Below are 23279 nucleotides of genomic sequence, written 5' to 3'. Positions count from 1 at the left end.
TTCCTATAAGATATATCTTGATAAATCATGGTTTTCAACAACGATATCAAGCTTTTGATGTACCAATTCTGCTGTGACGATAAACTCTTTGTCTTTGTACTCTTCAGCATGAAAACTTACATCTTCCAAAACTTTTTCTAAAACAGTGTGAAGTCTTCTTGCACCGATATCTTCGGTTACTTCATTTGCTCTATGTGTCAGTTTTGCAATTGCACGAATCGCCTCATCTTCAAATATAAGCTTCATGCCCTCTGTGCTAAGGAGTGCTTCGTACTGGTTAAGAAGTGAATTTTTTGTTTGAGTGAGTATTTTGTAAAGTGTCTCTTCCGTTAAAGATTCAAGCTCTACTCTTAACGGAAATCTGCCTTGAAGTTCAGGAATCAAATCGCTTGGTTTGCATAGATGAAATGCGCCTGCTGCGATAAAGAGAATATGGTCTGTGTTTATAACGCCGTATTTTGTGCTAACGCTGCTGCCTTCAACTATGGGAAGCAAATCTCTTTGAACTCCCTCTTTGCTTGGGTCGTTTCTGCCTTGTGACTTTTCACTTATAGCGATTTTGTCAATCTCATCTAAAAAGATTATACCGCCATTTTCCGCACGTCTGAGAGCTTCTGCGTGGATGGAGGTTGTGTCGAGAAGTTTTGAACTTGCTTCTGCTCTTAAAATCGACTTTGCATCTCGTACGGTGACATCTTTTTTATTGTCCTCTTTGCTCATTTGGGCAAAAACTTTTGAGAAAGACTCTTGAACTTTTGCCATCTCCGGCGGGAGGTTGGTGTCATTAAACTCTACGTGGATTTTTTGTACTTCAAGCTGTATGATTTTATCGTCCATTTCTCCATTTAGAACTCTCTCTTCCATTGACGCCAAAAGTCTTTGGTAATCATCTTTTTTACTCTCACTCGCACCCACGGGAAGAGGGGGAAGAAGTTTTTCTACTATCTTGTTTAAAACATAGTTTTCAATTTTCTCTTTTTGTTCTTCCTCTTTTTCTGCTTTTACGATACCAATAGAGGCAACGACCAAATCTCTAATCATAGATTCGACATCACGACCGACAAAACCGACCTCTGTATATTTGCTTGCTTCGACTTTGATAAAAGGAACTTTCATCATCTTTGCAAGTCTTCTTGAAATCTCTGTTTTGCCGACACCCGTTGAGCCTATCATGAGGATATTTTTTGGCGTTATGTCGTTTTGAAGTTCAGGACTTAGCTGCATTCTTCGATACCTTGTTCTAAGGGCAAGAGCAATGGTTTTTTTGGCATTGTGCTGTGAAATAACGTATTTGTCTAGGTACTCGACTATCTCTTTTGGGGTTAATTGCAACTCTCTTCTCCATCTAGTGTAAGAATTTTAATGTTGTGATTTGTGTAGATACATAAGTCTGCTGCGATACTCAAGCTCTCTTTGACAAGTTCTACTTCATCTAGCGAGGCATGTTTTTTTAGCGCACGTGCGGCAGAGATAGCGAAGTTGCTGCCGCTTCCTATAGATGCAATTTGTCCGTCTTCAGGTTCTACAACATCGCCGTTTCCTGTGAGGATAAAAATATGTTCGTTGTTTAAAACAATCATCATGGCTTCAAGGCGGCGAAGTACTTTGTCTTTGCGCCATGCTTTGGAAAATTCAACGACTGACTTTAAAATATCGCCTTTTTTTGCCTCTAAAAAATCTTCAAACATATCAAAAAGGTTAAAAGCATCCGCCGTACTTCCTGCAAAACCCGCTAAAATTTTGCCGTTGTGGAGTGTACGGATTTTTGTGGCATTGCCTTTTAGGACACTATTTCCAAAAGTGACTTGCCCGTCACCTCCAATTACAGCCTTGTTTTTGCCTTTGTATGCGAGTATGGTAGTTGCATCAAACATTATTCGCCTACAACATCCACATGTAAAACGGCATGAATTGCATGACCTAGTTTAAGGTCAAGAGTATGCTCTCCAAGACTTTTGATAGAGAGTTTGTCTGTGATGTGTTTTTTGTCAATCTCAATAGAATGTTGTTCTAAGAGGGCATGTGCAACTTCATCTTTAGTGATAGAGCCAAAAAGATGTCCGTTTTGCCCCACTTTTTTTCTGATTATGATTTTAGCTTTATCAAGTTTTGCAGCCAACTCTTTGAGCGATGCTATCTCTTTTGCTAAGTTTTCAGCCGCAAGTCGCTCTTCTTCTTTGTGTTGTGCCAAAATCTCGGTTGTTGCGTGCTTTGCAAAACCTTTTGCTATAAGGAAATTTTGACCGTAACCATCTTTAACCTCTTTGACTTCTCCAGCTTTACCGAGTGTTTTTACATCTTTTATCAATAATACTTTCATTTTATCTCTCTATTTCGCCACCGTATGAGACGATGCCGTAAGTTAAATTGCCCATTTTTGTATATCCCATATCCCGCAAAATTCTTGCACAGTGCGCACTTCTGCTTCCGACATGGCAGTAAACTATAATATTTTCATTTTTGCTAAGTTTTGCATTTTCAAGTGCTGCGAAGAAACTGCTTGTCGGAACAAGTTTGTCGGCTCCTTTGATATGCCCCATCTGCCACTCCATGTGCTCACGGACATCAACAAGTTTAAAATCAACCATGCCAAGCGTTCTTGCTTCAAGTAAAGATGTTAACTCATCGCTATCAAGTTCTCTCTCGTTTACAAGTGTTTGTGCCTCTTCTTTTGTAAGCCCTCTTGAGTGCGTATGAACTGCCTCTTCCATTCCCATTTCAGCTGCTTTTTTTGCCGCATACTCAGGTGTGCAGTAGATACCGCAGTGACAAACTCCATCTTCGGGAATCTCTCTCTCAATAGCAGGTTTACATGGGCAGATACGATCCTCTACACTTTTTGGTTTGCCATCAACTGTTTCAACCATGAAACATGGACAAAATCTCTTGCCGTACATCATCTTGTTTCTGGCAAGACCCATCTGTACGCCTTCGTTAACTTCTGCTTGAGGATTGTAAACCCAGCCAAATTGCTTGTTTACTTTGTCGGTAAACTCTATTGTTTTTTGCATCTCCGCCTGAAATTCAGGGGAGTTCATATCTATCTTGATAATGCTCATCTCTCTCTCCTTGTGGGGGATTTTTATTTTCTAGCTTTTCCGGCAATGATAAATCTAAGTGCATTTAGCTTGATAAAGCCTTGAGCATCTTTTTGGTTGTAAACCTCATCTTTTTCAAATGTACAGTATTCAGGGTTAAATAGTGATTTTTTAGACTCTCTTCCCACAACGCTCACGTTTCCTTTGTAGAGTTTAAGTCTGACCGTTCCCTCTACATGCTCTTGAGTTTTGTCGATTGCCGCTTGAAGCATCTCTCTCTCAGGGCTGAACCAGTATCCTTGATAGATGAGTTTTGCATATTTTGGCATAATCTCATCTTTTGCGTGTGCTGCTTCACGGTCTAATGTGATAGACTCAATCGCACGGTGTGCTTTGAGCATAATCGTTCCGCCCGGTGTTTCATAGCATCCGCGGCTTTTCATACCTACATATCTGTTTTCCACTATGTCTGCTCTGCCGATACCGTGTTTGTTACCGTAATCATTTAGAGTTTTAAGTATAGTCGCAGGGCTCATAGCTTCGCCGTTTATAGCGATAGGGTCGCCGTTTTTGTACTCGATAGTGATATATTCTGGAGTATCTGGAGCGTTTTCAGGCGAAGTTGTCCAAAGCCACATAGACTCTTCAGGCTCTGCGTTTGGATTTTCTAAATGTAATCCCTCATAAGAGATATGAAGAAGGTTTGCATCCATTGAGTATGGAGAGATTTTAGGATTTCCGTTTTCATCCATATGTTTTTGGGAGATTTCTATGCCATGCTCTTTTGCGTACGCTAAAAGCGATTCTCTTGAGTTTAAATCCCACTCTCTCCAAGGAGCGATAACGGTAATGTCAGGGTTGAGTGCAAGATAGCCAAGTTCAAAACGAACTTGATCGTTCCCTTTGCCTGTTGCTCCGTGGCTTACAGCATCCGCTCCTACTTTTTTAGCTATTTCTATCTGTTTTTTTGCGATTAACGGTCTTGCTATAGAAGTTCCAAGCAGGTATTCGCCCTCATAGATAGCGTTTGCTCTAAACATAGGAAATACATAGTCTCTTACAAACTCTTCTTTAATATCTAATATAAAGATATTTTCAGGTTTGATTCCCATCGCCAAAGCTTTTACACGCGCCGGTTCTACCTCTTCGCCTTGCCCAAGATCTGCGGTAAAAGTTACAACTTCGGCATTATAAACATCTTGTAGCCATTTAAGAATGATACTTGTGTCAAGCCCGCCGGAGTATGCAAGAACTACTTTTTTAACTTCTCTTTTCATGATAAAACCTTTGTAAGCAAAATAATTTGCGCGATTTTACTATAAAAAGTATTAAATGACGGTTAGCAGGCAGGTTTGTTATAAAAAGCCAAACGTTTGAAAAGCGGGAATCTCAAAAGGGGTTTACTCACCCTTTTGAGTCAAATAGTATGCCTGTTACTTCACGCATTTTTGGGAGAAAATCTGCTGCTTGTTCTGCCGGAAATCTGCGTATCATTTTGTTTGTTTCAGATTCAATGACCGATACAAAAAAGATATCCTGCTGATCTACACCAAACTTTATGTTCGTACTCATCGGTGCGAGTGCTTTGTTGAGTTGCTCTACCAAGTCCTGTACTTGATCTTTTGAGTTAATTTTTTCAGAAGTGCTTGAAGTCTCTTTTTGCATCTCCTTGACTAAATCAACCTGTTTTGGTTGCTGCACTTTCGCCTGCTCCGCCGCAGCTTGCTCTGCTTGTGCTGATTTCATCTGAGATTGCTGTTGTCTTGCAACGTTTGCTATGCCATCCATGACCTGCTCCTTACTCTTTTAAGAATTATGCTTAAAGCCCAAATCGGCAGAAAAAAAAAAGAGTTTAATTTTTTTGTAACTTTTTTTACTTTTGTTTATGCTACCCTTGCACTTATGAATAGCTATATAGAACTTCTCAAATCAGAACCAATCCTAAGGCGCTTGTCGCTTGTACAGCTTATCTCCTATTTTGGGGCATGGTTTAGCAATGTTGCTATCTATACGCTTCTTTTGCAGATGAAAGTTTCTGCTGAGGTTGTGGCATTTACGGCTATGTTACATTTTCTCTCAGGAATTATTCAAGCTCCTTTTTCAGGCTCTGTTATAGATAGTATGAAACCAAAAAAACTTCTGCTGATTTTAATCGCATGTGAGATATTTGCAACGCTTTTTCTTGTTTTTGTGGATGATGTGTCTGACCTTTGGCTTTTATATATGCTTATATTTTTAAAAATGGCGGCGGCTAGTTTTTACTTTACTACCGAAATGTCGCTTTTGCCCAAAATCCTTGGGGGAGAGAGGCTGCAAAAAGCAAATGAGCTTCACTCTATCATCTGGTCATTCTCTTACACTTTAGGGATGGCACTGAGCGGATTTGTCGTTTTTTGGCTTGGGATAAAAATAGCTTTTGTGCTGGACGCGCTAATGTTTGTAGTCGGTTTTTGGCTTCTTTATACGCTAAGGCTTGAGACGGATTTTATAAAAAGCAAGGAGAGTTTGTTGCGGATGATGGGCGATACATTTAGGTATCTCAAAAAAAATCCGCATGCGCTTCATCTGATGGCACTTCATGCATTTGTAGGTTTGACTGCATTTGATGCGCTGGTGGCTTTGATGGTGGAGAAATACTACGCTTCCATTATCGCAACATCGCTTGCGCTTGGGCTTTTGCATGCTTTTAGAGCTTTGGGGCTTGTGGTCGGACCTATCATCATGGGCAGATTTGTCAACGACAAGAGGCTGGTTTATGTTTTTGTCGCACAAGGCTTTGCGATTTGGCTCTGGGCGTATATGATGGAGCATTTTTACCTCTCGCTCTTTGCAAGTGTGATAGTGGGCTTTTTTACAACAACGCTCTGGTCGCACACTTACACGCTTTTGCAAAAAAATATAGATAAAAAATACTACGGACGCATAGTGGCATACAATGACATGCTCTTTTTGTCTATGGCGACATTTACATCTTTTATGATAGGATTTTTGGCAACGGACGGTTACTCGCTGGAGTTCATAACATGGCTCATGGGAGCAGGGTTTTTAGTGGGTGCGTTTTATGTGCGTTGGATTTTGAAAACGCAGAATTTAAAATAAGGGGAGATAAATGGCATCAGGAATTTTTTTACTTTTAGATGATATTGCAATGCTTGCTGATGATGTGGCGGTGGCTAGCAAGATGGCTACTAAAAAGACGGCGGCGATACTTGGGGATGATTTGGCGGTAAATGCACAAAAGGCGACTGGGTTTGAGCAGTCTAGGGAGTTGGCGGTTATCTGGGCTATTACTAAGGGGTCGCTTAAAAATAAGGTGATTATCTTGCCTGTGGCTTTTGTCTTAAGTGCGGTTGCTCCTGCTCTTATCACGGTTATCCTTGTTTTTGGTGCGCTTTTTTTGCTTTATGAGGGGGTGGAGAAGATAGAGGAGTGGCTTTTACACAAAGAACATCATGAAGATAAAGAGGAGCTGCTGAACTCCACGCCTGAGACTATTTTGGAGATTGAAAAAGAAAAAATCAAGTCGGCGGTTTTGACTGACTTTATCCTCTCTGTGGAGATAGTCGTTATCGCTCTTGCTGCTGTGGCGGAGAAATCTTTTGGGGTACAGGCTGTCTCTACGGTTATAGTGGCTTTGGTGGCTACTTTTGGGGTTTACGGGTTTGTTGCAATGATAGTGCGGATGGATAATGTCGGTTTTTGGCTTATCGGTAAAGGGTATGAGAGAAGCGGTGCTTTACTTATAAATGCTATGCCAAAAGTGATAAAAACGCTTGCGTTTGTGGGAACTTTTGCCATGATTTTGGTTGGTGGCGGCATCATTGCGCACAAGGTGGAGTTTTTGCACCACTACTTTTTAGAGGGTGTTCCTGCCATAGTCAATGAAATGCTGCTTGGATTGGTTATCGGTGCGGTTGTTTTGGCGGTTGTAAAGGTTTTTTATATGGTGAGAGGGAAGTAAGTCTAATAAATCCTCTCTTTGATGTTAAACATTTTGTAGTAGATATCTATCATCTCTCTTAGCGTTGCATCGTCGAGAGTTGTTTTTTCTTTGACGCCAAATCTGTTGATGTACTCGTACGGGAGAACGGATTTGTCGGCACTCGGGTTTTTGAGGTAGTCAAAGATTGCCTCTTTGATTTTTCGTTCGCTGCTATGATTTTGGGTGTATTTTTTCATCATCATTGCAAATTTGAAGTCTTTGCTGTGGCATTTTAGGCAGTTCTCTTCAAAGCTTGAGGCACTCATAAAAGTTGCAAGTGTAAGGATAAGAAGCGTTATTTTTACCATGTGAGTGTTACCTTTGTTCCTTTTTTTTGCTCCGAATCTATAACAATACGTATGCCGTACTCATCAACGATAGACTTGATAATGCTGTAACCGATGCCAAAACCGCCCTGTGTTTTGTCAAATCTGCTGTATCGCTCAAAAATCCTGTTTATCTCTTCTTGGCTCATGCCATTCCCCTCGTCTTGTATCACAAAAGAAGATGGCAATAACGTAATGGTGATGGTGGTGGCTTTGTTGGTGTACTTTATGGCGTTTGAGAGAATGTTGTCGATGAGACGCTCCATCTTTTGTCTGTCGGCAAAAAAGAGAACATTATCTTGGAGTGTTACATCAAGCGTGAGTTTTTTTGCATTTGCCGTGTCCAAGAAGTAATGTACTCTTTGGCGCACAATTTCTGAGAGGTTAAGCGTTTGGTTTTGTGATGCGACTTGATGGTTTAGAAGCAGATAGACCAAATCCTGATAAAGATTGGAGATAGTCATGGACGCTGTTTTGATGCGTTGGAGCTTTTTCATAGACTTTTCGTCACACTCTTCACTGCCAAGTGTTTCAATGTTGGTAAGAATAGTCGTGATGGGTGTGTTAAGCTCGTGCGTGGTCTCTTTGATAAAGTTGTCAAGCAGATGCAGCGTGCTGCGCAGAGGTCGCAAGACAAGTTTTACAAGAAAAAAAGAAGTTACAAGAGCGATTAGAACAACAAGAAGAGCGGCTATAACAATATCGCCTATGATGTGAAGCGGCTCTTGTTTTTTCTCTATCACGGCATACGCACCGCCGAGATAGTATGGTTTTAGCGGAGCGATGTAATAAACATTGTCTCCTTGAAAAAAAAACTCCTGTTCCAGATTTTTAGGCATTTTTTGGAGTGTTGAGAAGATGAGGTTTTTATCTATGTCGTAAATAGCGCTTTGAAATTCTCTAAATCGTGGGTATTCGTACCTTGTGTCGCTGTTTTTATGAACCCCAAGAAGCTTCTCCTCAAGCACTAAAGCATAATCTTTTAAAACTCTCTTCTCTTGATGTTCACGCTCATCAAGTTTGTAGAGATAGTAGCTGCTAAAAAGTGTAAAAATAAGCAGGAGCGTGGAGCTGAGGTAGAGACCAAGCACATAAAAAATAGTCTGTTTTTCACTCTTGTACAAATTTGTACCCCACTTTTTTAATACTTAAAATCCTCTCTTTTCCGAGATGTTTGCGCAGGTTTTTTATGTAGGTTCTAAGACTCATATCGCTGTGTGGAGATTCAAAAGACCAGACATTTTGGTAAATTTCTTCAAAAGAGACGCATTCGTTTTTATGTTTGAGGAGCAGTTTTAAAAGCAAAACCTCTTTTGGGTGAAGCAGCACTTTTTGGTCATGCAAAATCAGTTCATGAGTAAGTGTGTTGAAGTTGATACCTTGCGTGATTTGCGTCACTTCGTTTTGAATCTTAAACTCCCGCTTTAAAAGTGCTTTGATACGAAAAAGCAGCTCTTTTAAAACAAAAGGTTTTTTGATGTAGTCATCCGCACCGACGTCATATCCTTTTGAGAGGTCGTCTATACTGTTGAGTGAAGTGGTAAAGATAGCAGGCGTTGTTATGTTTGCACCACGCAACTCTTGAAGAAGCTTAAATCCATTGATGTGAGGGACATTGACATCTAGCAAAAGCATGTCGAAATTGTCTCTGTAAATCGCTTCCAAAGCCTCTTCGCCGTCATAAACACTTACCACTTCAAATCCCTCATCGCACAAAAACTCCGTAATCGTCTCTGAGAGGGCAATATCATCTTCTAGGTATAAAATTTTCATAAAAGATTATACCTAAAATCTTTTTTATGCATAAACGCTTTTCATCTGCATCTGCTGCATTATACCGTTTGAGTGAATTTCCACCCTATCTTCTCCCGCCGCCGCTGCCGTTTGCACCTTTGTACTGGTTGCCGGTACCGTCTTTTGGACCTGAACCTGACTGCTCTGATTTTCCTGAGCGATTTTGGTTTTTGTTTCTTTTTTGCTCTCCTGTACCGTCTTGCTTTTGAGTACGCTCCTGCATCTGTTGCATTTTTGCTTCATGTGCAGCAAAACTCTCCTCTGCCATACTAAAAGTACCAAGTAGCACTAACGCGAGTAAAATTTTCTTCATTTTGTATCCTTAGTTTTGATTTGACACATTATGATACAAAGTAGTGAAATAATTGTGGATTAGATAATCCTCTCAGCATCTAGCGTATGAAAAATAATCCCTCTGTTTTCTATCTTCATGATTTTGTCAAAATATGGAAGGATGCGGTCGTCGTGGGTTACGGTAATAATGGCGACATTTTGTTCCTCGGCTATTTTTTTGAGCATCTTGATAACACTTATGGAACGCTGGGCATCAAGGGCGGCGGTTGGTTCGTCGGCTAGGATGATTTGGGGGTTGTTGGCTAATGCTCTGGCGATGGCTACTCTTTGGTTTTGTCCGCCTGAGAGCTGTGATGGCATGGCGTGGGCTTTATCGGCGATGTCGAGGTACTCCAAGAGTTCCATCGCTTTTTGTTTTGCTGCTTTTTCGCTTACTTTGTTGGTTTGCGGCAGAAGCGTGATGTTTTCTATAATGTTTAAAAATGGTATGAGATAGTGGGCTTGGAAGATAAAGCCTATCTTTTCTCGGCGGATTTTACGTGTATCTTTAGCCGTCCATCTGTTGTCGTAAACTTTATCTTCTCCCAACCAAATCTCTCCGCTTGTAGGCTCTTGCACGCATCCTATCATCATAAGAAGCGTGGTTTTTCCTGCACCGCTTGGAGCTATGAGGGCTACTAGTTCCCCTTTTTTTATCTCAAACGAGGCATTTTCTATGACTTTGACAAGGTTGTCGCCTTTACCGAAGTTTTTGACCAAGTTTTCTACTTTTATGGCTGTTTCTTTTTGCATTTCACCCTCCTATCGCCGCTGAGGGGTCGGCGCTGATAACTTTTTTGACACCTACAAAAGAGGCGAGTATGGAAGCGATGATAACGACACCAAAAAGCGCCCACGCATCCGGTATCTCAAGCACGATGCGTTTTGGAAACTTGTCATAAGTGAGATGAGAGAAGATGTTTCCAAAGATAAAAGCAAAAACGCCAAGAAGCAGCGTCTCTTTGACAATCATGGAGATGATAAGCAAGTTTGGAAGCCCCATTAGCTTCATAATAGAAATCTCCTTCATCTTCTCCAGTGTCATGGTGTAGATGATAAGTGCGATGATGATGGTAGAAACTACAATCAAAATAGCGGTAAAAAGTCCTATCTGTTTTGCTGATTTTTCTATAAGATTTTTTGTCAAAATCATCTTTTGCTGTGCGGCGGTATAGACGCTTTTGTGCTGCCATTTGCGTATCTCTTTTGCGACATCGTTCACATCATAACCTGTTTTTACACGAGCCACGATAACGTTGACTACGAATGTTTCAGAGTTTTTTACCCCTCTGGCTTCATTGTTTTGAATCTCTTTGTTTGAGTAGGAAAACTGCAAATCCTGAGCATCTTTGAGGCTGATATAAACAAGCGGGTCGCCGCCGTTGGAGACGGTGCTGTGGGTGATGCCTACAACGGTGTAGAAGTTGCGTCCAAGCTTGATTTTGTCATCTAGCTTAAAGCCTGTTTTGTCTGTAACGACGATTTCGTAATGGTCGTTTTTAATGTCTCTGCCCTCAATCAGCCTCTTTGGATTGACAGGGTTGATGAGACCTCTTATATCATACCCCACCGCCACGACACGCACCGGTTTTTCTGGGCGCGGAAGCTGGATGTTTTGAAAGGTCATCGCCTCGCTTGTCTCTATGCCCTCCATCACATAGATGATATCTTTTAGGTCTTCATAAACTCTGGATGATTCGGCAAAAGGTCCAAGCGTGTCTTCCTGTACTATCCATAAATCCGCACTGATATCATCAAGCAAAATCTCTGCATCCACCATCATCCCACGGTAAACGCCAATCATGATAAGGACTATCCCAAGCAGCATCCCAACACCCATAGCGGTGACTAAAAACTTGCCAAGTGTGTGCTCTATGTCTCTTTTAGCTAAATCAATCATCGAAAAATCTTCATTCCATCACTAAGCGGTTTGTTGTTTATCTTTGGCACTAAAAGCTCCGCACCAATCTCTATGCCGGAGCCAATCGCCGCCTCTTCATCATTTTGCGCCAAAACAGATACCTCTTTGAAGTAGGCTCTATCACTCTCTGCCACCCAGAGACCTTTTTTACCGCTGTATTTGCTTAAAAGTTTCAGCGGTACTTTTAGAACATCTTTATGTGTCGCTATGTGAATGTTCACCTCTGCTTGTTCGTTGATATAAAAAGTCTCCGGTGTAGCGTCAAAACCGATGTTTACCTCACGCTCCAAAGTCACGGCGTTGCTCATGGCAACTACACGCTGAAGTGTTCCTTTTAGCTTTTCGTTTGGTTTTGAGCGGAGTTTGATGGATGCGTCTTGTCCCACTTTTACATTTTGTGCAACTCTCTCATCTATGTTCGCCCTCACCCATAGCGTGGCAGGGTCAACTATCTTGAAGATAACGGTTGAGGGCAGAACATAAGAGGCTTTTTCCGCCTCTTTTGAGATAACATAACCATCGATGGGAGCGTAAACTTTAAGCCGCTCAAGCTTTGTCTGGAGTGCTTCTATGTTTTTTTGCATACGCTGCTCTTCTGAAGCGGCGGAGGCGATTTTTGCCTTTTGTGCGTTTACCTGCGCTTTGATGTTGTCTATGTCGCTTTTTGCTTTGTCATACTCTGCCTGAGAGACAAATTTTTGCTCCAAAAGCTTTTTGTATCGCTCGTGTGTAGCTTCAAGAAGCACCTTTTGCGCCTCCAAACTCACTATATTCTCTTTGGCTGAAGCGGCTTCATGAGAAGATTTTTGAAGTGTCGCTTTTGCCTCGCCTATGAGTGATGGAAGCTCAACCGCATCAATGCTAAGAAGTAAATCCCCTTTTTTGACCCACATTCCCTCATCAAAATGTATCTCCTCTATGCGTCCTCCGCTCTGTGCAGTGATGGCATAGATGTTTTTTGCGTCAACATTTCCGATACCTCGGATGGAGACTTTGAGGTCGCCTTTTGTGGGTTGTGCTATCTCAAAAGTTGATTTGACAATATACACTTTTTTGTAAAATAGCGTGCCTCCTGCGATGATAACGGCGGCGATAAGCATGTACTTCATCCAACTTTTCATTTTTTCTCTCCTTGTAAATACTCTAAATTATTTTGAATGTTTTGGAGCGCAAATCTCGCCTCAAGAAGTCCAAGCTGTGCTTGAAGGTGAGTAGTTGCCGCATCCAAAACCTCTATGTAGGTTGAAAGCCCCTCTTTGTAGCGTGCTTCGACTATCTCCTTGGTTGCAAGGGATGAGTTGATGAGTGCTTCTTTTGCCTCAATGGTTGCCTTGTAACGCTTTAAATCGGCTATAAGTGTGAGTGTCTGCTCCTCAAGTTGGAGTTTTTTTGCTTTGTAGGACTCTTTTGTCTTCTCTTTTTCTATGCGTGTGTACTCATTTTGCGCACTTAGCCTGCCGCCGCTGTAGAGCGGGATGTTTATGCCTATGCCGAGCATGGAAGTGTCATACTTGCTAAGTGAATCTTGATAAGTGTAAGAAGCCACCGCATCGACAGAGCCATAGTTTGCGGCTTTTGAAGCGTTGTAGAGAAGCGTGTCTCTTGTGATTTGTTCGCTTAAACCCAAAAGTGAGGGATTTTTTGCAAAAATGGTATCGAGTGCGTTTGCGCTTTGAAGCGTTGTGGGTGCGTTCTCCTCTAGTGTCACGCTCAAATCCGCCTCTTCTCCCATATACAAAAAGAGCGTTGCAACCGCCTTGTCAAGTTCGGCTTTTGTGGTAGCGTAAGCATCTTTTGCGTTGTAGAGCGCACTTAGCATGCTTGAAGCATCCGCCTTTGTTTTTAGTCCCTCACGCACAAGAGCTTCTGCTTGTTTGTAAAGTTCCTCTTTTGTTTCTATGTCTTTTTGTCTTGTCTTGAGTGCTTTTGTCTGGAAAAGCGCTTTGTTGTAGAGATTTTTTACGCTAAAGGCAAGAAGCGATTTTGCCTCTTCAAGCGAGAGCGCAGTGACGTTTTTGTTTTTTTCGTACGCTTCTATGGTTGAGGCGGTTTTTGAAAAGTCATATATCTTTTGCGTCACTTTTGCCTCTGCTATAAAGTTGTCATCCTCTATGGTGTTAAATGTACCGTTTTGCTGTAGCGTAAATGTGTTGTGCGGGTTGTACTGGGCATTTAGGTTGAGCTGAGGCAGATAGTCGGCTTTGGCGATATCGACCAAAGAGCCGCTTTGCAAGCTGCTTAGAGAGAGCCTTTTGATATCCGGATGATTTTGCAGTGCCGCTTCAATACACGAATCGACTGTGAGCGTTTTTGCGTAAAGTGTAAAACAAGAGAGAAAAAGAAGAAGAGTTTTTTTCATAAAGCGTCCACGAAATTAGGGTTTTAAAAAACTTATTATTCCCTATTTTTGTGAAATTTTTGTGGAAATACCAAAACCTAGACCCTGAATCAAGTTCAGGGTGACGGCTAGTTCTTCATTGGTAAACCAAAGACCACGAATGACCAAAGGAAATACCCTTGCGGTACAAGTTTAGGGTGAGTGAAGCAAATAAAACGGTTTGTTTAAAGCTTAAAAAACTTTAAGATAAAGAGGGATACAATTTCATTAACAAAAAAAAATCTATCACAAAAGAGCGTAATGAATCTTCCAAGTAAAATCAAACGCAATACTCTTATTTTGACGCTATCTCTCTTTTTGCTCTCGCTTGTGGGTATCTACATACTCTTGGAGCGTCAGCTTGAAAAATCGGTTGAACAGGAGTTTCAAAGAATAGCTTGGGGTACAAAGAATCTATTTTTAGAAAATATCCAAAAAAGTGAAGCCGATTTGAGTTTTAAACTCTCAAATATCGTTGCGGCGGAGGGGTTGGCAGAGGCGATGGCTCGCAGGGATTATGAGGCACTGAAGCGAATCGTTGAGCCTTACTATAAAAAGCTTAGAGATGTGCAAAAAGATGCAGATATTCTTACTTTTCGTTCCACAGAAAACATCACTCTTTTGCGTGCGCATCAGCCGGACTATTTTGGGGATGAACTAAACAAAAAGCGTACTTTAATAGTTGACACAAATATGTTAAGACGTCCATTTAGCGGCTTTGAAGTGGGCAACCTTGATATAACCTACCGTCTTACAAAACCCATCTTTTACAAAGATGTTTATGTTGGCAATGTAGAGCTTGGTATCAATCCGAGGGCTTTTTTGGAGGAGCTTGGTGCGGTTTTCAAAATTGATGTAGGTGTTGCGCTTGAGAGAGCGCAGCTTGAGATTTTGCTTGACCAAAAAGCAGTAGTGAAAATAGACGATAAGCTTCAACTTGTTCGTGGCAACACAAGTCTAAAAAACTACTTTTTGCAAAAACAGACAGACAAAAAGATGAGTTATAAGGTTGATATGTCCATAGCTTTGCAAAATCATCTTTTACAGACGATGGGTTACCTTGTTGTCGGATTTGATATAAGCGATATCCTTAAAAAAGATACTGAATTTTTACAGCGTTTCTTTTTTCTTATTGCCTCTGCTATGCTTATTTTGGTTATTTTAATGCATCAGAGTTTTACAAAAATCTTAAATTATTACTCAAAACAGATTTATATAGACCATCTGACAGGACTGTTTAACAGATACGCACTAAATGACGCACTTTTTACCCAACACGGCAAAGTGCTTATAGTTAGCAATATCAAAGAGTTTAGCCTTATCAACGAACTTTACAGTGTGGATGTCGGCAATGAAGTTCTTATCCGAGTTGCGGCACTTTTTAGTGATTTTGCAAAAGAGAAGGGCTTTAGTGCTTATAGAATCTCATCGGATGAGTTTGTGCTTTTAAAAGAGGAGGATTTTTTTGATGAGGAGACCTGCTATAAAACTCTCAAAGAGCTGCATCAAAGGGTAAATGCACTTAAAATCGCACTCAAAGAGGCTGAAGAGATTATTAGTGTAGAGATGTACTCAGGAGTGGCATTTGACAATGAACATTCGCTTGAGTATGCGCAAATGGCACTTAAAAAGGCAAGAAAAGAGTCCCTTTCTTTTATGATTTACTCGCAAAAAGTAGATACAAAAGAGCATTCTCAAACTGTTGTCAAAGTAAAAAGAAGCATTAAACATGCCCTTGAACACAAAAACGTAATCCCGTTTTTTCAACCCATCACAGATCATAACGGAAAAGCGGTTAAGTATGAAGCATTGATGCGTATCGTTGCGTATGACGGCGGTAAAAAGAGGATTATGTATCCAAACGAATTTTTGAGTATCGCCATGAACAGCGAGCTTTATATCAAGATGACAAAAGAGATTTTGCGTCTCTCTTTGAAGTTTTTTCAAAACAGAGAGGAACGTATCTCTTTAAATTTTCTGCCAAATGATTTTTTCAACCCATCTGTTATAAAAACATTGATGGATGGGATAGAAAAGCTTGATTCGCCATCAAGAGTAGTTGTGGAGATAACAGAACAAGAGGGTGTCGAAAACTTTGAGAGGCTGCTTCAAGTAGTGAAAAAACTAAGAGCGATGGGTGTTTTGATTGCCATAGATGATTTTGGAAGCGGCTATGCAAACTATGCGCATATCTTGGAGATAAAACCTGACTATCTTAAGATTGACGGCTCTCTTATTTGCAATATCTTAAGTGATGAAGATTCGAAAATTTTGGTTAAGAGTATCATCAGTTTTGCCCGTGAGCTGCACATCACTACTGTTGCGGAGTATGTAGAAAATGAAGAGATTTTTGAACTCCTTAAAGAGTATGGCGTAGATGAGTTTCAAGGGTACTATTTTGGGAAGCCGACCGACCTCATAGGTGAACAAGAGCAAGCATGAAAGAGATGTTTTATCACTCAAAAATCGGCGTGCTTGACTTATCAAAAGTGACACGTCTCTACCCCGCGGCTGTTGTGGACGCACATGGAGAAGTTGCCGAGATGAGCCTTGAATGGGCAGATATGAACACCGACAAAGTCAAGATAGTTTCCTACGTTTTGGTTTTTGACTTTACCCCATCAGGTGAGAAGGTGCGAGAAAAAAAAGAGCTTCTTTTTGAGACAAAAGAGGCGCTTTTTGAAGCTATGCAAGAGGTGGCGCAATTTTTTTAGTCTCTCAAGATACCCGTAAAGTATTTTCCATCGCCATTCCTGCCGCACTCAAACATCTAGTCGATATCTTGCAAATCCTCATTGATATGCTTATGGTAGGGATGGTAAGCGTCTCGGCTCTTGCGGCAGTTGGGATGAGCATGCAGTTTATGATGATTGTCAATGTGCTTATGACGCTCTATGTTGTGGGCGGCAATGCACTTATCTCTCGTTTTATCGGGCAGAGGAGAAAAAGGAGAGCCTCCGCACTTCTCTACGCTCTTGCCATTGTTGCAGCGGTTTTTTCTCTCTTTGTAAGTTTTGGCGGTTACTTTGGAAGTGAGTATATTTACGCCATGATGGGAGCAGAAGCAGAAGTGGTGGAGCAGGGTGCGCTCTACTTTAAGATTATCTCTCTTGGGATGGTTTTTATGTTTATCGATGCGCTTTTTTATAACGCCCTCTCAGCGGCTGGCGATACAAAAAACTCGCTCTATATCAAACTTCTCTCCTCCGCACTCAACGCTTTTTTGAACTATGTTTTTATCTTTGGGCATTTTGGTTTTGAGGCGATGGGGGTAGAGGGGGCGGCGTATGCGACTGTTTTTGCTTATGGTTTCAATGTCGCTGCTTACTTTTTGCTACTAAAAAAACCACACGCACATCTTGGCATACTTCCACTTTTTCGCATCAAAGATATTATCAGGGTGTGGCATGTGGGATGGAGTGCGGCGCTGGAGCGGGGTATATCGAGTATCTCGTTTTTGTTTTTTGTAGCCATTATCGCCGCTTACGGAACGGCGGAGTTGGCGGGCTATCAGGTAGGGCTTCGCATAGAGGGAATCGCTTTTATGCCGGGGTTTGGTTTTGCTATCGCCGCAACTGCGCTTGTGGGGCAGAGTTTGGGTGCGAGAGAGAAAGAGAGAGCCTATGCCATGGGCATTATCAGCGGACGCATAGCGTACATGTTTATGGGAAGTGTTGGGGTGGTGCTCATCCTTTTTCCGGAGTTTTTGGTAGGCTTTTTCACGCAAGACACTCAGACCATAGCCGTGGCATCATACTATCTTATCTTTGTAGGTTTGGCGCAAATACCTCTTGCTATCATGTTTGTTTACTCAGGTGCTCTAAGAGGTGCGGGAGCAACCAAAACAACACTTAAAATCAGCGTTTTTTCGCTCTGGATTTTTCGCGTCATACCCTCTTTTATCGCCTACAAACTAGGCTATCCTATCGAGGCGATTTTTATTATTATGAATGTTGAGACGCTTATCAAGGGAGTCGTCTATATGGCTATCTATAAAAAGAGAGTTTGGCTGGATACTAAAATATAATATTAGCTAAGCAAACTCTTAGCACATTCGTTGATTCTTTTGCCGTCTGCTTTGCCTGATAGCTCTTTGCTTGCAGTTCCCATAACTCTTCCGATATCTTTTATAGTTGTTGCTCCGACTTTTGCTATTATCTCTTTGAGTGCCGAAGTCAGTTCATCGTCACTTAGTTGCGCAGGTAGATACTCTTTGTAGTATGCAATCTCATCAAGTTCATTTTGCATCAACTCTTCTCTGTTTGCATTTTTGTACTGCTGCGCCGAATCGTCTCTTCTTTTGATTTGCTGTTGTATGATTTTGATGACATCATCGTCATTCAACTCTTTGCGTTCATCAACTTCTATCTGTTTAAAAGCACTCATAAGCAGCCTTAGCGCATCTCTTTTTTTTGCGTCTTTAGCTTTCATAGCCTCTTTTACATCTTCATTAATTTTGTTTCTTAAACTCATATTTTGCCTTTTTGTTTGGAACTATTATTGCTATGATTATAGCAGAATAAGAAAGAGAGATGCGATGAGAGAGAAGTTTTTGCCGTTTTTGCTGCCTATTTATGTTATAATGTTTTTTTCTGGTTGTACTGCAAATTTGACAGAGCCTAAGATAGATTTTGAACCGCCTGCGTACGTGGAACAGATGCCCTCGCGTGAGGATAGGAAAGATTTTACATCGACGGGCAGTATCTTTGGGCAGGGGGAAAATCCCCTCTTTTCCGACCATAAAGCGATGCATGTAAATGATATTGTGACGGTGGTTATCTCTGAGACGGCAAAGAGTTCAAACAGCGGTTCAAAGCAGTTGAGTGAGAGTGATTCGCTTGGTCTTGGCGGCGGTGCTTTTACTTCAACGGGTTCAAATTCGGCAGTTAACTCTGCGGTAAACAAACTCAACGGTATAGCAAATCTTGGATTTAACGCCGGTTCTGAGAGTGCATATAAGGGGCAGGGAAGTGCAACCAAGGATGCCTCTTTTACAACGACCGTTTCGGCGAGGATTGTTAAAGTTTTGGAAAATGGGAACTACTTTATCTCCGGCAGCAGAGAGATTCTTATAGACAACCAAAAACAGATTATTCAGATAGGCGGAGTTATACGTCCGTATGACATTGACCAGAGTAACACCATCAACTCTTCACAAATGAGTGATGCAAAGATTCTTTATAAAACACAAGGGGATGTGGAGCGTGCGACAGAGCAGGGGTGGGGATCAAAAATTGTTCAATCTGTGTGGCCGTTTTAGTCTCTGGCTGCTGTTGGCGTTTACACCGCTTTATGCGCAGCAGAGTTTTAAGGATTTTAAAAAAGCTCAAGCCGAATCTTTTAAAAGCTACAAAGATGAAAGGGATAATGCCTTTGAAAAATATCTTAAACAAGAATGGAAGGCGTTTAACGAGCAAAAGCCAACTCCTCTTTATGAAGAGCCAAAACCTTTAAACATTACTCCTATAGCGCCGCAAGTCCAAAATCCAGTCGGTCCAAAAATATATCTTCAAGTTAAAGAGGATGCAAATGAGTCTGTAATCGTTGAGATAAAACCTCAGATTATCAAGCAAAAAGCACTCTCTTTTGATTTTTTTGGAACAAAGATGTCGTTTGAACTCTCTGAAAGCCTTAAAAAAAGCAACTTTTATCCCCAAAATCAGAGTGGGATAACCAACTTTTTTTCAGCTGCGGCTTCCAGTGATTATGAGACGTTGGTAGCGGACATACAAGCAGCGGCTAAGGAGATGGGGCTTAATGACTGGGGGGTTTATCTTTTAGTTACAAAAATCTCGCAAACGGCAGCATCAAATTCAGATAATACAAACCTTTTAAGCTGGTTTTTGCTCAACAAGCTCGGATATGCAGTAAAAATCGGTTTAGCAAACGGACATACGGTTTTGATGCACTATGCACAAAAGAGTATCTATGCTACGCCAAGATACAGCTTTGGCAATAAAAACTATTACGTTGTCGCTAACTATGCAAAAGGTGGGGTAGGAAGAATTTTTTCCTATGATCAGGAGTACCCAAATGCAACAAAAGAGCTTGACCTCTCTTTAGAAATGCTTCCAAGATTTGCACAAAATATTCAGAAAAAATCGCTTAAATTCTCTTTACAAGGAGAGAATTATAATGTTTTATTTAGTTATAATAAAAATCTTATAGATTTTATGGCAACATACCCACAGGCAGATTATGAGACTTTTTTTAATGCACCGCTTGAAAGAGCTACTTTGAGTGATTTAAGTATCGCTTTTAAAGAGTATATCAGCGGAAAAAAAGCGAGTAACGCTATCAATTTTGTACTTCACTTTGTGCAGAGTGCTTTTGTCTATCAGCAAGACAATGAGCAGTTTTCACGAGAAAAAGTGATGTTTGCGCAAGAGACGCTTTACTATGACAAATCGGATTGCGAAGATAGGGCGATTCTCTTTTCTTCTCTTGTTAAAGAGTTTTTTGGCATCAATGTTGTAGGAGTGAAATATAAAGACCACATGGCAACAGCGCTTTATATACCTCTTGAGGGAGATAGCGTGAGTATAAAATCCAAAAGGTTTGTTGTCGCTGATCCAACTTATGTGAATGCAACTCTGGGGATGAGTATGCCAAAATATAAAGACAAAAAACCGGTAGAATATATTATTGTAAAATAGGACTAAAAGATGCAAAATCTACAGTGTGACTCTTTGACCAATGTTTCAAACAGATTTGCTTTGATTGATTATTTGCGACATGTTAAACATGCAAATCTCTTTTTGGTGGATATTGATAATTTTAATAATATCAACAATAGATACGGATTTGAGATAGGAGATAAGGCACTTGTGCGTATAGCAGAGCTTCTTTCTCTGGCAAAACCATACACTTCTATGCTTTTTCGCATCAATTCGGATGAGTTTGCCATTGTTTGCTTAGAGATGATGAGCCTGCAAAGACTTAGTGATGCGGCAAGCTCTATGATCTCTTTTTTTGACCAGAGTGAGATAGAAGTAGCTGAAGATATTAGCGTAAAAGTCTCTATAAGCGTGGGTATAGCAATAGGCGGCGGAAGTGAGATACTCAACCAAGCAAGAACGGCAATCGAAGAGCTTAGGGAGCATAAGCGGGCATCATTTAAGATTTATGATGCAAGCTCTGCTTTTATCAAAAAACAGCAGGAAAATGTCTATTGGGTAAACAAGATAAAAGAGGCATTTGAAGGTGAGCATCTTCTTACCTACTATCAGCCAATCATCAACAATGCGACGGGCAAAGTAGAGAAGTATGAGTGTCTTGTCAGGATTTGTGATAATGGAATTCTTACTCCGCCTATACGATTTATGGAGGCTTCAAAGCTTACAGGAACACTTTCTCTTGTAACAAAGACGGTGATTACGCAGAGTTTTAAGATGTTTAGTGCTAATGAATTTGAGTTTTCTATTAATATCACGAACACGGATTTATATCTTAACTTTTTGGAAGAGTTTCTACTTAAAAATGCAAAAAAATATGGTATCACGCCATCAAGAGTAGTGCTTGAGATATTGGAAGATATAGATACGCTTGATACTCCTGAGATACTGGATCAACTCAATTCGCTAAGACGCCACGGGTTTAAAATAGCTATCGATGATTTTGGAAGTCAGAGTTCAAACTTTTCCAGACTTTTGGAGTTTTCGCCCGATTATGTAAAGATTGACGGCTCTTTTATAAAAAATATTTTAAATGATAAAAACAGTGAGATAATAGTAGAAGCGATAGTTTTGCTCTGTAAAAAAAGCAGTATAAAAATTATTGCGGAGTTTGTTCACAGTGCAGAAGTGCAAGCTAAAGTCAAAGAGCTTGATATCGACTACTCGCAAGGATATTACCTTGGAGAACCTTCTGAAGAACTTGCTAAAACCCCTTTGGCATAGTCCAGAGCTTTTGTAAAAGAGCTGAGAATATTTGCTTCCCCCACCAACGAGACAACCCCGCTTTTGTTAAGGTCTCTAAAAACACTCTCCTGAACGCCTGAGAGGACTATCTTTACTCCTGCATGTTGCAAGATTTTTATCATCTCTGCAAAGTTATGAAGAGCCGTGGCATCGACAAAAGGGACATGGCGCATGCGGATGATGAGGATTTGGCTCTGAAAGCCTATATTTTTAATAATCTCGGAGTACTGTTTTGCAGAGGCAAAAAAGAGCGGACCGCTTATCTCGTAGATGCTGATGCCATCCGGAACATTTGAGTAATCCTCTAAAACATCGCTATCCACCCGCGCTGATGGAGCTGCACCCAAATCTGCCATTCGTTTCATAAAAAGAAGCGAGGAGAGTACAACACCGATTTGGATAGCTACCGTCAAATCGACAAACACGGTCAGTAAAAAGGTACTAAGCAGAACTATGATGTCAAAGGGAGAGGCCCTAAGTATAGAGACAAAAGAACGCCATTCGCTCATATTGTAGGAGACGACGATAAGTATGCCCGCAAGAGCAGCCATCGGGATAAGTTTTGCGTAGCTTGCGAACAAAAGCATAATCAAAAGAAGCGTAAGTGCATGAACTATTCCTGCTATGGGTGTTCGTGCACCGTTTTTGACATTGGTCGCAGTTCTGGCGATTGCTCCTGTTGCGGTGATGCCTCCAAAAAACGGAGTAACGACATTTGCGATGCCTTGTGCTATAAGCTCTGTGTTGGAACGGTGTTTTGCGCTTATCATACCATCTGCTACAACTGCCGAGAGCAGAGACTCAACGCCACCAAGAAGAGCGATGGTTAGAGCAGGGGCGATGTATATATGGAGTGTGCTAAGCTCTACAGATGGCATGGCAAAACTAAAATTGCTAGGGATTTCTCCAAAAAAGGATTCGATTGTTGTCACGGGAATAGCAAATATTTGAACGATAAGTGTTATAAAAATAATAGCTACAAAAGAACCCGGTACTTTTGTTGTGATATGTTTGGAATAGAGTGTTATAAGAATAGTTGCAACGGTGATAGCTATAGCATAGAGGTTTGCCTCTCCAAGATGTGAGAAATAGACTACCCATTTTTCATAAAATTCAGATGGCAGTTTGTCGATGGGAAGACCAAGTGCATCTTTTACCTGTGTAGAGAAGATAACCACCGCAATACCGCTTGTAAAGCCAACTATAAGCGGATGCGGAAAGTATTTGAGAAGATTGCCAAGGCGCAGAAGCCCAAAGGCAATCAAAATAACTCCTGCCATAATGGTAGAAATCATCAGTCCGTCCACACCATACTGTTCAACTATGGCATATAGGATAACGATAAACGCTCCTGTCGGTCCGCCGATTTGGACTCTGCTGCCGCCCAAAAACGAGATAAGAAAGCCTGCAACGATAGCCGTAATTAGTCCTTTTTCAGGCGATACCCCAGAAGCCACCGCAAAAGCGATAGATAGCGGAAGAGCAACGATACCAACCACGATACCTGCAAAGATATCAGTCGTTATCTGCTCCTTGCTTATACCTGATTTGAGCAGAGTAAAAAGTTTAGGTTCAAAAAGTTTGCTCAT

At 41.0% G+C, this 23279-nt stretch carries 24 protein-coding genes; 8 read left to right on the top strand and 16 right to left on the bottom strand.

The genetic code is table 11. The features are described 5' to 3' along the window. Positions 1–3: 3 nt before the first annotated feature. The 6 genes from hslU to PHY84_RS03550 form a co-directional block, all read right to left on the bottom strand. A complete protein-coding gene (hslU, locus tag PHY84_RS03575) occupies positions 4–1332 on the bottom strand; it encodes an HslU--HslV peptidase ATPase subunit (RefSeq protein ID WP_299857811.1) in 1329 nt (442 codons plus the stop codon). Continuing rightward, positions 1323–1874, bottom strand: a complete 552-nt coding sequence (gene hslV / locus PHY84_RS03570; RefSeq protein WP_299857809.1) for an ATP-dependent protease subunit HslV — start codon at positions 1872–1874, stop codon at positions 1323–1325. Before hslV ends, hslU begins: the two co-directional genes overlap by 10 nt. After that, on the bottom strand, positions 1874–2320 hold the full coding sequence (rplI, locus tag PHY84_RS03565) for a 50S ribosomal protein L9 (RefSeq protein ID WP_299857807.1): 447 nt from the start codon (positions 2318–2320) through the stop codon (positions 1874–1876). Before rplI ends, hslV begins: the two co-directional genes overlap by 1 nt. Position 2321: 1 nt before the next feature. Next, positions 2322–3059 (bottom strand): ferredoxin-thioredoxin reductase catalytic domain-containing protein, encoded by a 738-nt coding sequence (locus PHY84_RS03560; protein ID WP_299857805.1) that lies wholly within the window; start codon positions 3057–3059, stop codon positions 2322–2324. A 23-nt stretch (positions 3060–3082) separates the two neighbouring features. After that, complete coding sequence (locus PHY84_RS03555) at positions 3083–4318, bottom strand: argininosuccinate synthase (protein WP_299857945.1); 1236 nt, start codon at positions 4316–4318, stop codon at positions 3083–3085. A 124-nt stretch (positions 4319–4442) separates the two neighbouring features. Continuing rightward, the gene (locus PHY84_RS03550) at positions 4443–4826 is read right to left on the bottom strand and encodes a flagellar protein FlaG (RefSeq protein WP_299857803.1); all 384 of its coding nucleotides are present in this window, start codon (positions 4824–4826) and stop codon (positions 4443–4445) included. A gap of 27 nt (positions 4827–4853) precedes the next feature. Between PHY84_RS03550 and PHY84_RS03545 the strand changes: the two genes are divergently transcribed. Next, on the top strand, positions 4854–6137 hold the full coding sequence (locus PHY84_RS03545) for an MFS transporter (protein ID WP_299857801.1): 1284 nt from the start codon (positions 4854–4856) through the stop codon (positions 6135–6137). A 10-nt stretch (positions 6138–6147) separates the two neighbouring features. Then, the gene (locus PHY84_RS03540) at positions 6148–6999 is read left to right on the top strand and encodes a DUF808 domain-containing protein (protein WP_299857799.1); all 852 of its coding nucleotides are present in this window, start codon (positions 6148–6150) and stop codon (positions 6997–6999) included. Positions 7000–7001: 2 nt separating this feature from the next. On the opposite strand, the gene PHY84_RS03535 is transcribed toward PHY84_RS03540, so the two are convergent. From PHY84_RS03535 to PHY84_RS03500, 8 genes are all read right to left on the bottom strand, one after another. Further along, a complete protein-coding gene (locus PHY84_RS03535; RefSeq protein ID WP_299857797.1) occupies positions 7002–7328 on the bottom strand; it encodes a hypothetical protein in 327 nt (108 codons plus the stop codon). Then, complete coding sequence (locus PHY84_RS03530; RefSeq protein ID WP_299857795.1) at positions 7322–8470, bottom strand: HAMP domain-containing sensor histidine kinase; 1149 nt, start codon at positions 8468–8470, stop codon at positions 7322–7324. Before PHY84_RS03530 ends, PHY84_RS03535 begins: the two co-directional genes overlap by 7 nt. Further along, a complete protein-coding gene (locus PHY84_RS03525; RefSeq protein ID WP_299857794.1) occupies positions 8457–9119 on the bottom strand; it encodes a response regulator transcription factor in 663 nt (220 codons plus the stop codon). The genes PHY84_RS03530 and PHY84_RS03525 overlap by 14 nt, the downstream gene beginning before the upstream one ends. 85 nt (positions 9120–9204) lie before the next feature. Then, the gene (locus PHY84_RS03520) at positions 9205–9453 is read right to left on the bottom strand and encodes a hypothetical protein (protein WP_299857792.1); all 249 of its coding nucleotides are present in this window, start codon (positions 9451–9453) and stop codon (positions 9205–9207) included. Between the two features lie 59 nt (positions 9454–9512). Continuing rightward, the gene (locus PHY84_RS03515; protein WP_299857790.1) at positions 9513–10226 is read right to left on the bottom strand and encodes an ABC transporter ATP-binding protein; all 714 of its coding nucleotides are present in this window, start codon (positions 10224–10226) and stop codon (positions 9513–9515) included. Position 10227: 1 nt separating this feature from the next. Beyond that, positions 10228–11373 (bottom strand): ABC transporter permease, encoded by a 1146-nt coding sequence (locus tag PHY84_RS03510; protein WP_299857788.1) that lies wholly within the window; start codon positions 11371–11373, stop codon positions 10228–10230. Beyond that, positions 11370–12515 carry an efflux RND transporter periplasmic adaptor subunit gene (locus tag PHY84_RS03505; protein ID WP_299857786.1) on the bottom strand — a complete coding sequence of 382 codons (1146 nt, stop codon included), beginning with the start codon at positions 12513–12515 and terminating at the stop codon, positions 11370–11372. Before PHY84_RS03505 ends, PHY84_RS03510 begins: the two co-directional genes overlap by 4 nt. Next, entirely contained in the window at positions 12512–13753 is a 1242-nt protein-coding gene (locus PHY84_RS03500; RefSeq protein WP_299857784.1) for a TolC family protein, read from the bottom strand. The genes PHY84_RS03505 and PHY84_RS03500 overlap by 4 nt, the downstream gene beginning before the upstream one ends. A gap of 279 nt (positions 13754–14032) precedes the next feature. Here PHY84_RS03500 and PHY84_RS03495 point away from each other — a divergent pair, with 279 nt between their 5' ends. The 3 genes from PHY84_RS03495 to PHY84_RS03485 are packed head-to-tail and all read left to right on the top strand — an operon-like array spanning position 14033 to position 17798. After that, on the top strand, positions 14033–16213 hold the full coding sequence (locus PHY84_RS03495; RefSeq protein WP_299857782.1) for an EAL domain-containing protein: 2181 nt from the start codon (positions 14033–14035) through the stop codon (positions 16211–16213). Then, positions 16210–16485, top strand: coding sequence for a hypothetical protein (locus PHY84_RS03490; protein WP_299857781.1), 276 nt, complete (start codon positions 16210–16212; stop codon positions 16483–16485). The genes PHY84_RS03495 and PHY84_RS03490 overlap by 4 nt, the downstream gene beginning before the upstream one ends. Continuing rightward, entirely contained in the window at positions 16476–17798 is a 1323-nt protein-coding gene (locus PHY84_RS03485; protein ID WP_363317883.1) for an MATE family efflux transporter, read from the top strand. Before PHY84_RS03490 ends, PHY84_RS03485 begins: the two co-directional genes overlap by 10 nt. 2 nt (positions 17799–17800) lie before the next feature. On the opposite strand, the gene PHY84_RS03480 is transcribed toward PHY84_RS03485, so the two are convergent. Beyond that, complete coding sequence (locus PHY84_RS03480; protein WP_299857779.1) at positions 17801–18244, bottom strand: GatB/YqeY domain-containing protein; 444 nt, start codon at positions 18242–18244, stop codon at positions 17801–17803. 64 nt (positions 18245–18308) lie between these two features. Between PHY84_RS03480 and flgH the strand changes: the two genes are divergently transcribed. Genes flgH through PHY84_RS03465 form a run of 3 tightly spaced genes read left to right on the top strand, consistent with a single transcriptional unit; the run spans position 18309 to position 21669 of the window. Next, the gene (gene flgH, locus PHY84_RS03475) at positions 18309–19031 is read left to right on the top strand and encodes a flagellar basal body L-ring protein FlgH (protein WP_299857777.1); all 723 of its coding nucleotides are present in this window, start codon (positions 18309–18311) and stop codon (positions 19029–19031) included. 13 nt (positions 19032–19044) lie between these two features. Further along, on the top strand, positions 19045–20427 hold the full coding sequence (locus tag PHY84_RS03470) for a hypothetical protein (protein ID WP_299857776.1): 1383 nt from the start codon (positions 19045–19047) through the stop codon (positions 20425–20427). 9 nt (positions 20428–20436) lie between these two features. Beyond that, a complete protein-coding gene (locus tag PHY84_RS03465) occupies positions 20437–21669 on the top strand; it encodes a GGDEF domain-containing protein (protein WP_299857775.1) in 1233 nt (410 codons plus the stop codon). Here the strand turns inward: PHY84_RS03465 and sulP are convergent. Then, a complete protein-coding gene (sulP, locus tag PHY84_RS03460) occupies positions 21621–23279 on the bottom strand; it encodes a sulfate permease (RefSeq protein WP_299857774.1) in 1659 nt (552 codons plus the stop codon). The two genes, PHY84_RS03465 and sulP, sit on opposite strands and share 49 nt — an antisense overlap.

It is taken from the genome of Sulfurimonas sp. (assembly GCF_028694605.1).
GTDB lineage: Bacteria > Campylobacterota > Campylobacteria > Campylobacterales > Sulfurimonadaceae > Sulfurimonas.
The sequence above is the reverse complement of the archived record's forward strand: the minus strand, read 5'-3'. Positions and strand labels throughout refer to the sequence as shown.

What these genes read in the sequence shown, in the direction of transcription:
- hslV (WP_299857809.1), bottom strand. Translation starts at nt 1,874, where the DNA reads ATGTTTGATGCAACTACCATACTCGCATACAAAGGCAAAAACAAGGCT.
- rplI (WP_299857807.1), bottom strand. Translation starts at nt 2,320, where the DNA reads ATGAAAGTATTATTGATAAAAGATGTAAAAACACTCGGTAAAGCTGGA.
- PHY84_RS03560 (WP_299857805.1), bottom strand. Translation starts at nt 3,059, where the DNA reads ATGAGCATTATCAAGATAGATATGAACTCCCCTGAATTTCAGGCGGAG.
- PHY84_RS03550 (WP_299857803.1), bottom strand. Translation starts at nt 4,826, where the DNA reads ATGGATGGCATAGCAAACGTTGCAAGACAACAGCAATCTCAGATGAAA.
- PHY84_RS03545 (WP_299857801.1), top strand. Translation starts at nt 4,854, where the DNA reads ATGCTTAAAGCCCAAATCGGCAGAAAAAAAAAAGAGTTTAATTTTTTT.
- PHY84_RS03540 (WP_299857799.1), top strand. Translation starts at nt 6,148, where the DNA reads ATGGCATCAGGAATTTTTTTACTTTTAGATGATATTGCAATGCTTGCT.
- PHY84_RS03535 (WP_299857797.1), bottom strand. Translation starts at nt 7,328, where the DNA reads ATGGTAAAAATAACGCTTCTTATCCTTACACTTGCAACTTTTATGAGT.
- PHY84_RS03525 (WP_299857794.1), bottom strand. Translation starts at nt 9,119, where the DNA reads ATGAAAATTTTATACCTAGAAGATGATATTGCCCTCTCAGAGACGATT.
- PHY84_RS03520 (WP_299857792.1), bottom strand. Translation starts at nt 9,453, where the DNA reads ATGAAGAAAATTTTACTCGCGTTAGTGCTACTTGGTACTTTTAGTATG.
- PHY84_RS03515 (WP_299857790.1), bottom strand. Translation starts at nt 10,226, where the DNA reads ATGCAAAAAGAAACAGCCATAAAAGTAGAAAACTTGGTCAAAAACTTC.
- PHY84_RS03510 (WP_299857788.1), bottom strand. Translation starts at nt 11,373, where the DNA reads ATGATTGATTTAGCTAAAAGAGACATAGAGCACACACTTGGCAAGTTT.
- PHY84_RS03505 (WP_299857786.1), bottom strand. Translation starts at nt 12,515, where the DNA reads ATGAAAAGTTGGATGAAGTACATGCTTATCGCCGCCGTTATCATCGCA.
- PHY84_RS03500 (WP_299857784.1), bottom strand. Translation starts at nt 13,753, where the DNA reads ATGAAAAAAACTCTTCTTCTTTTTCTCTCTTGTTTTACACTTTACGCA.
- PHY84_RS03495 (WP_299857782.1), top strand. Translation starts at nt 14,033, where the DNA reads ATGAATCTTCCAAGTAAAATCAAACGCAATACTCTTATTTTGACGCTA.
- PHY84_RS03490 (WP_299857781.1), top strand. Translation starts at nt 16,210, where the DNA reads ATGAAAGAGATGTTTTATCACTCAAAAATCGGCGTGCTTGACTTATCA.
- PHY84_RS03480 (WP_299857779.1), bottom strand. Translation starts at nt 18,244, where the DNA reads ATGAGTTTAAGAAACAAAATTAATGAAGATGTAAAAGAGGCTATGAAA.
- flgH (WP_299857777.1), top strand. Translation starts at nt 18,309, where the DNA reads ATGAGAGAGAAGTTTTTGCCGTTTTTGCTGCCTATTTATGTTATAATG.
- PHY84_RS03465 (WP_299857775.1), top strand. Translation starts at nt 20,437, where the DNA reads ATGCAAAATCTACAGTGTGACTCTTTGACCAATGTTTCAAACAGATTT.
- sulP (WP_299857774.1), bottom strand. Translation starts at nt 23,279, where the DNA reads ATGAGCAAACTTTTTGAACCTAAACTTTTTACTCTGCTCAAATCAGGT.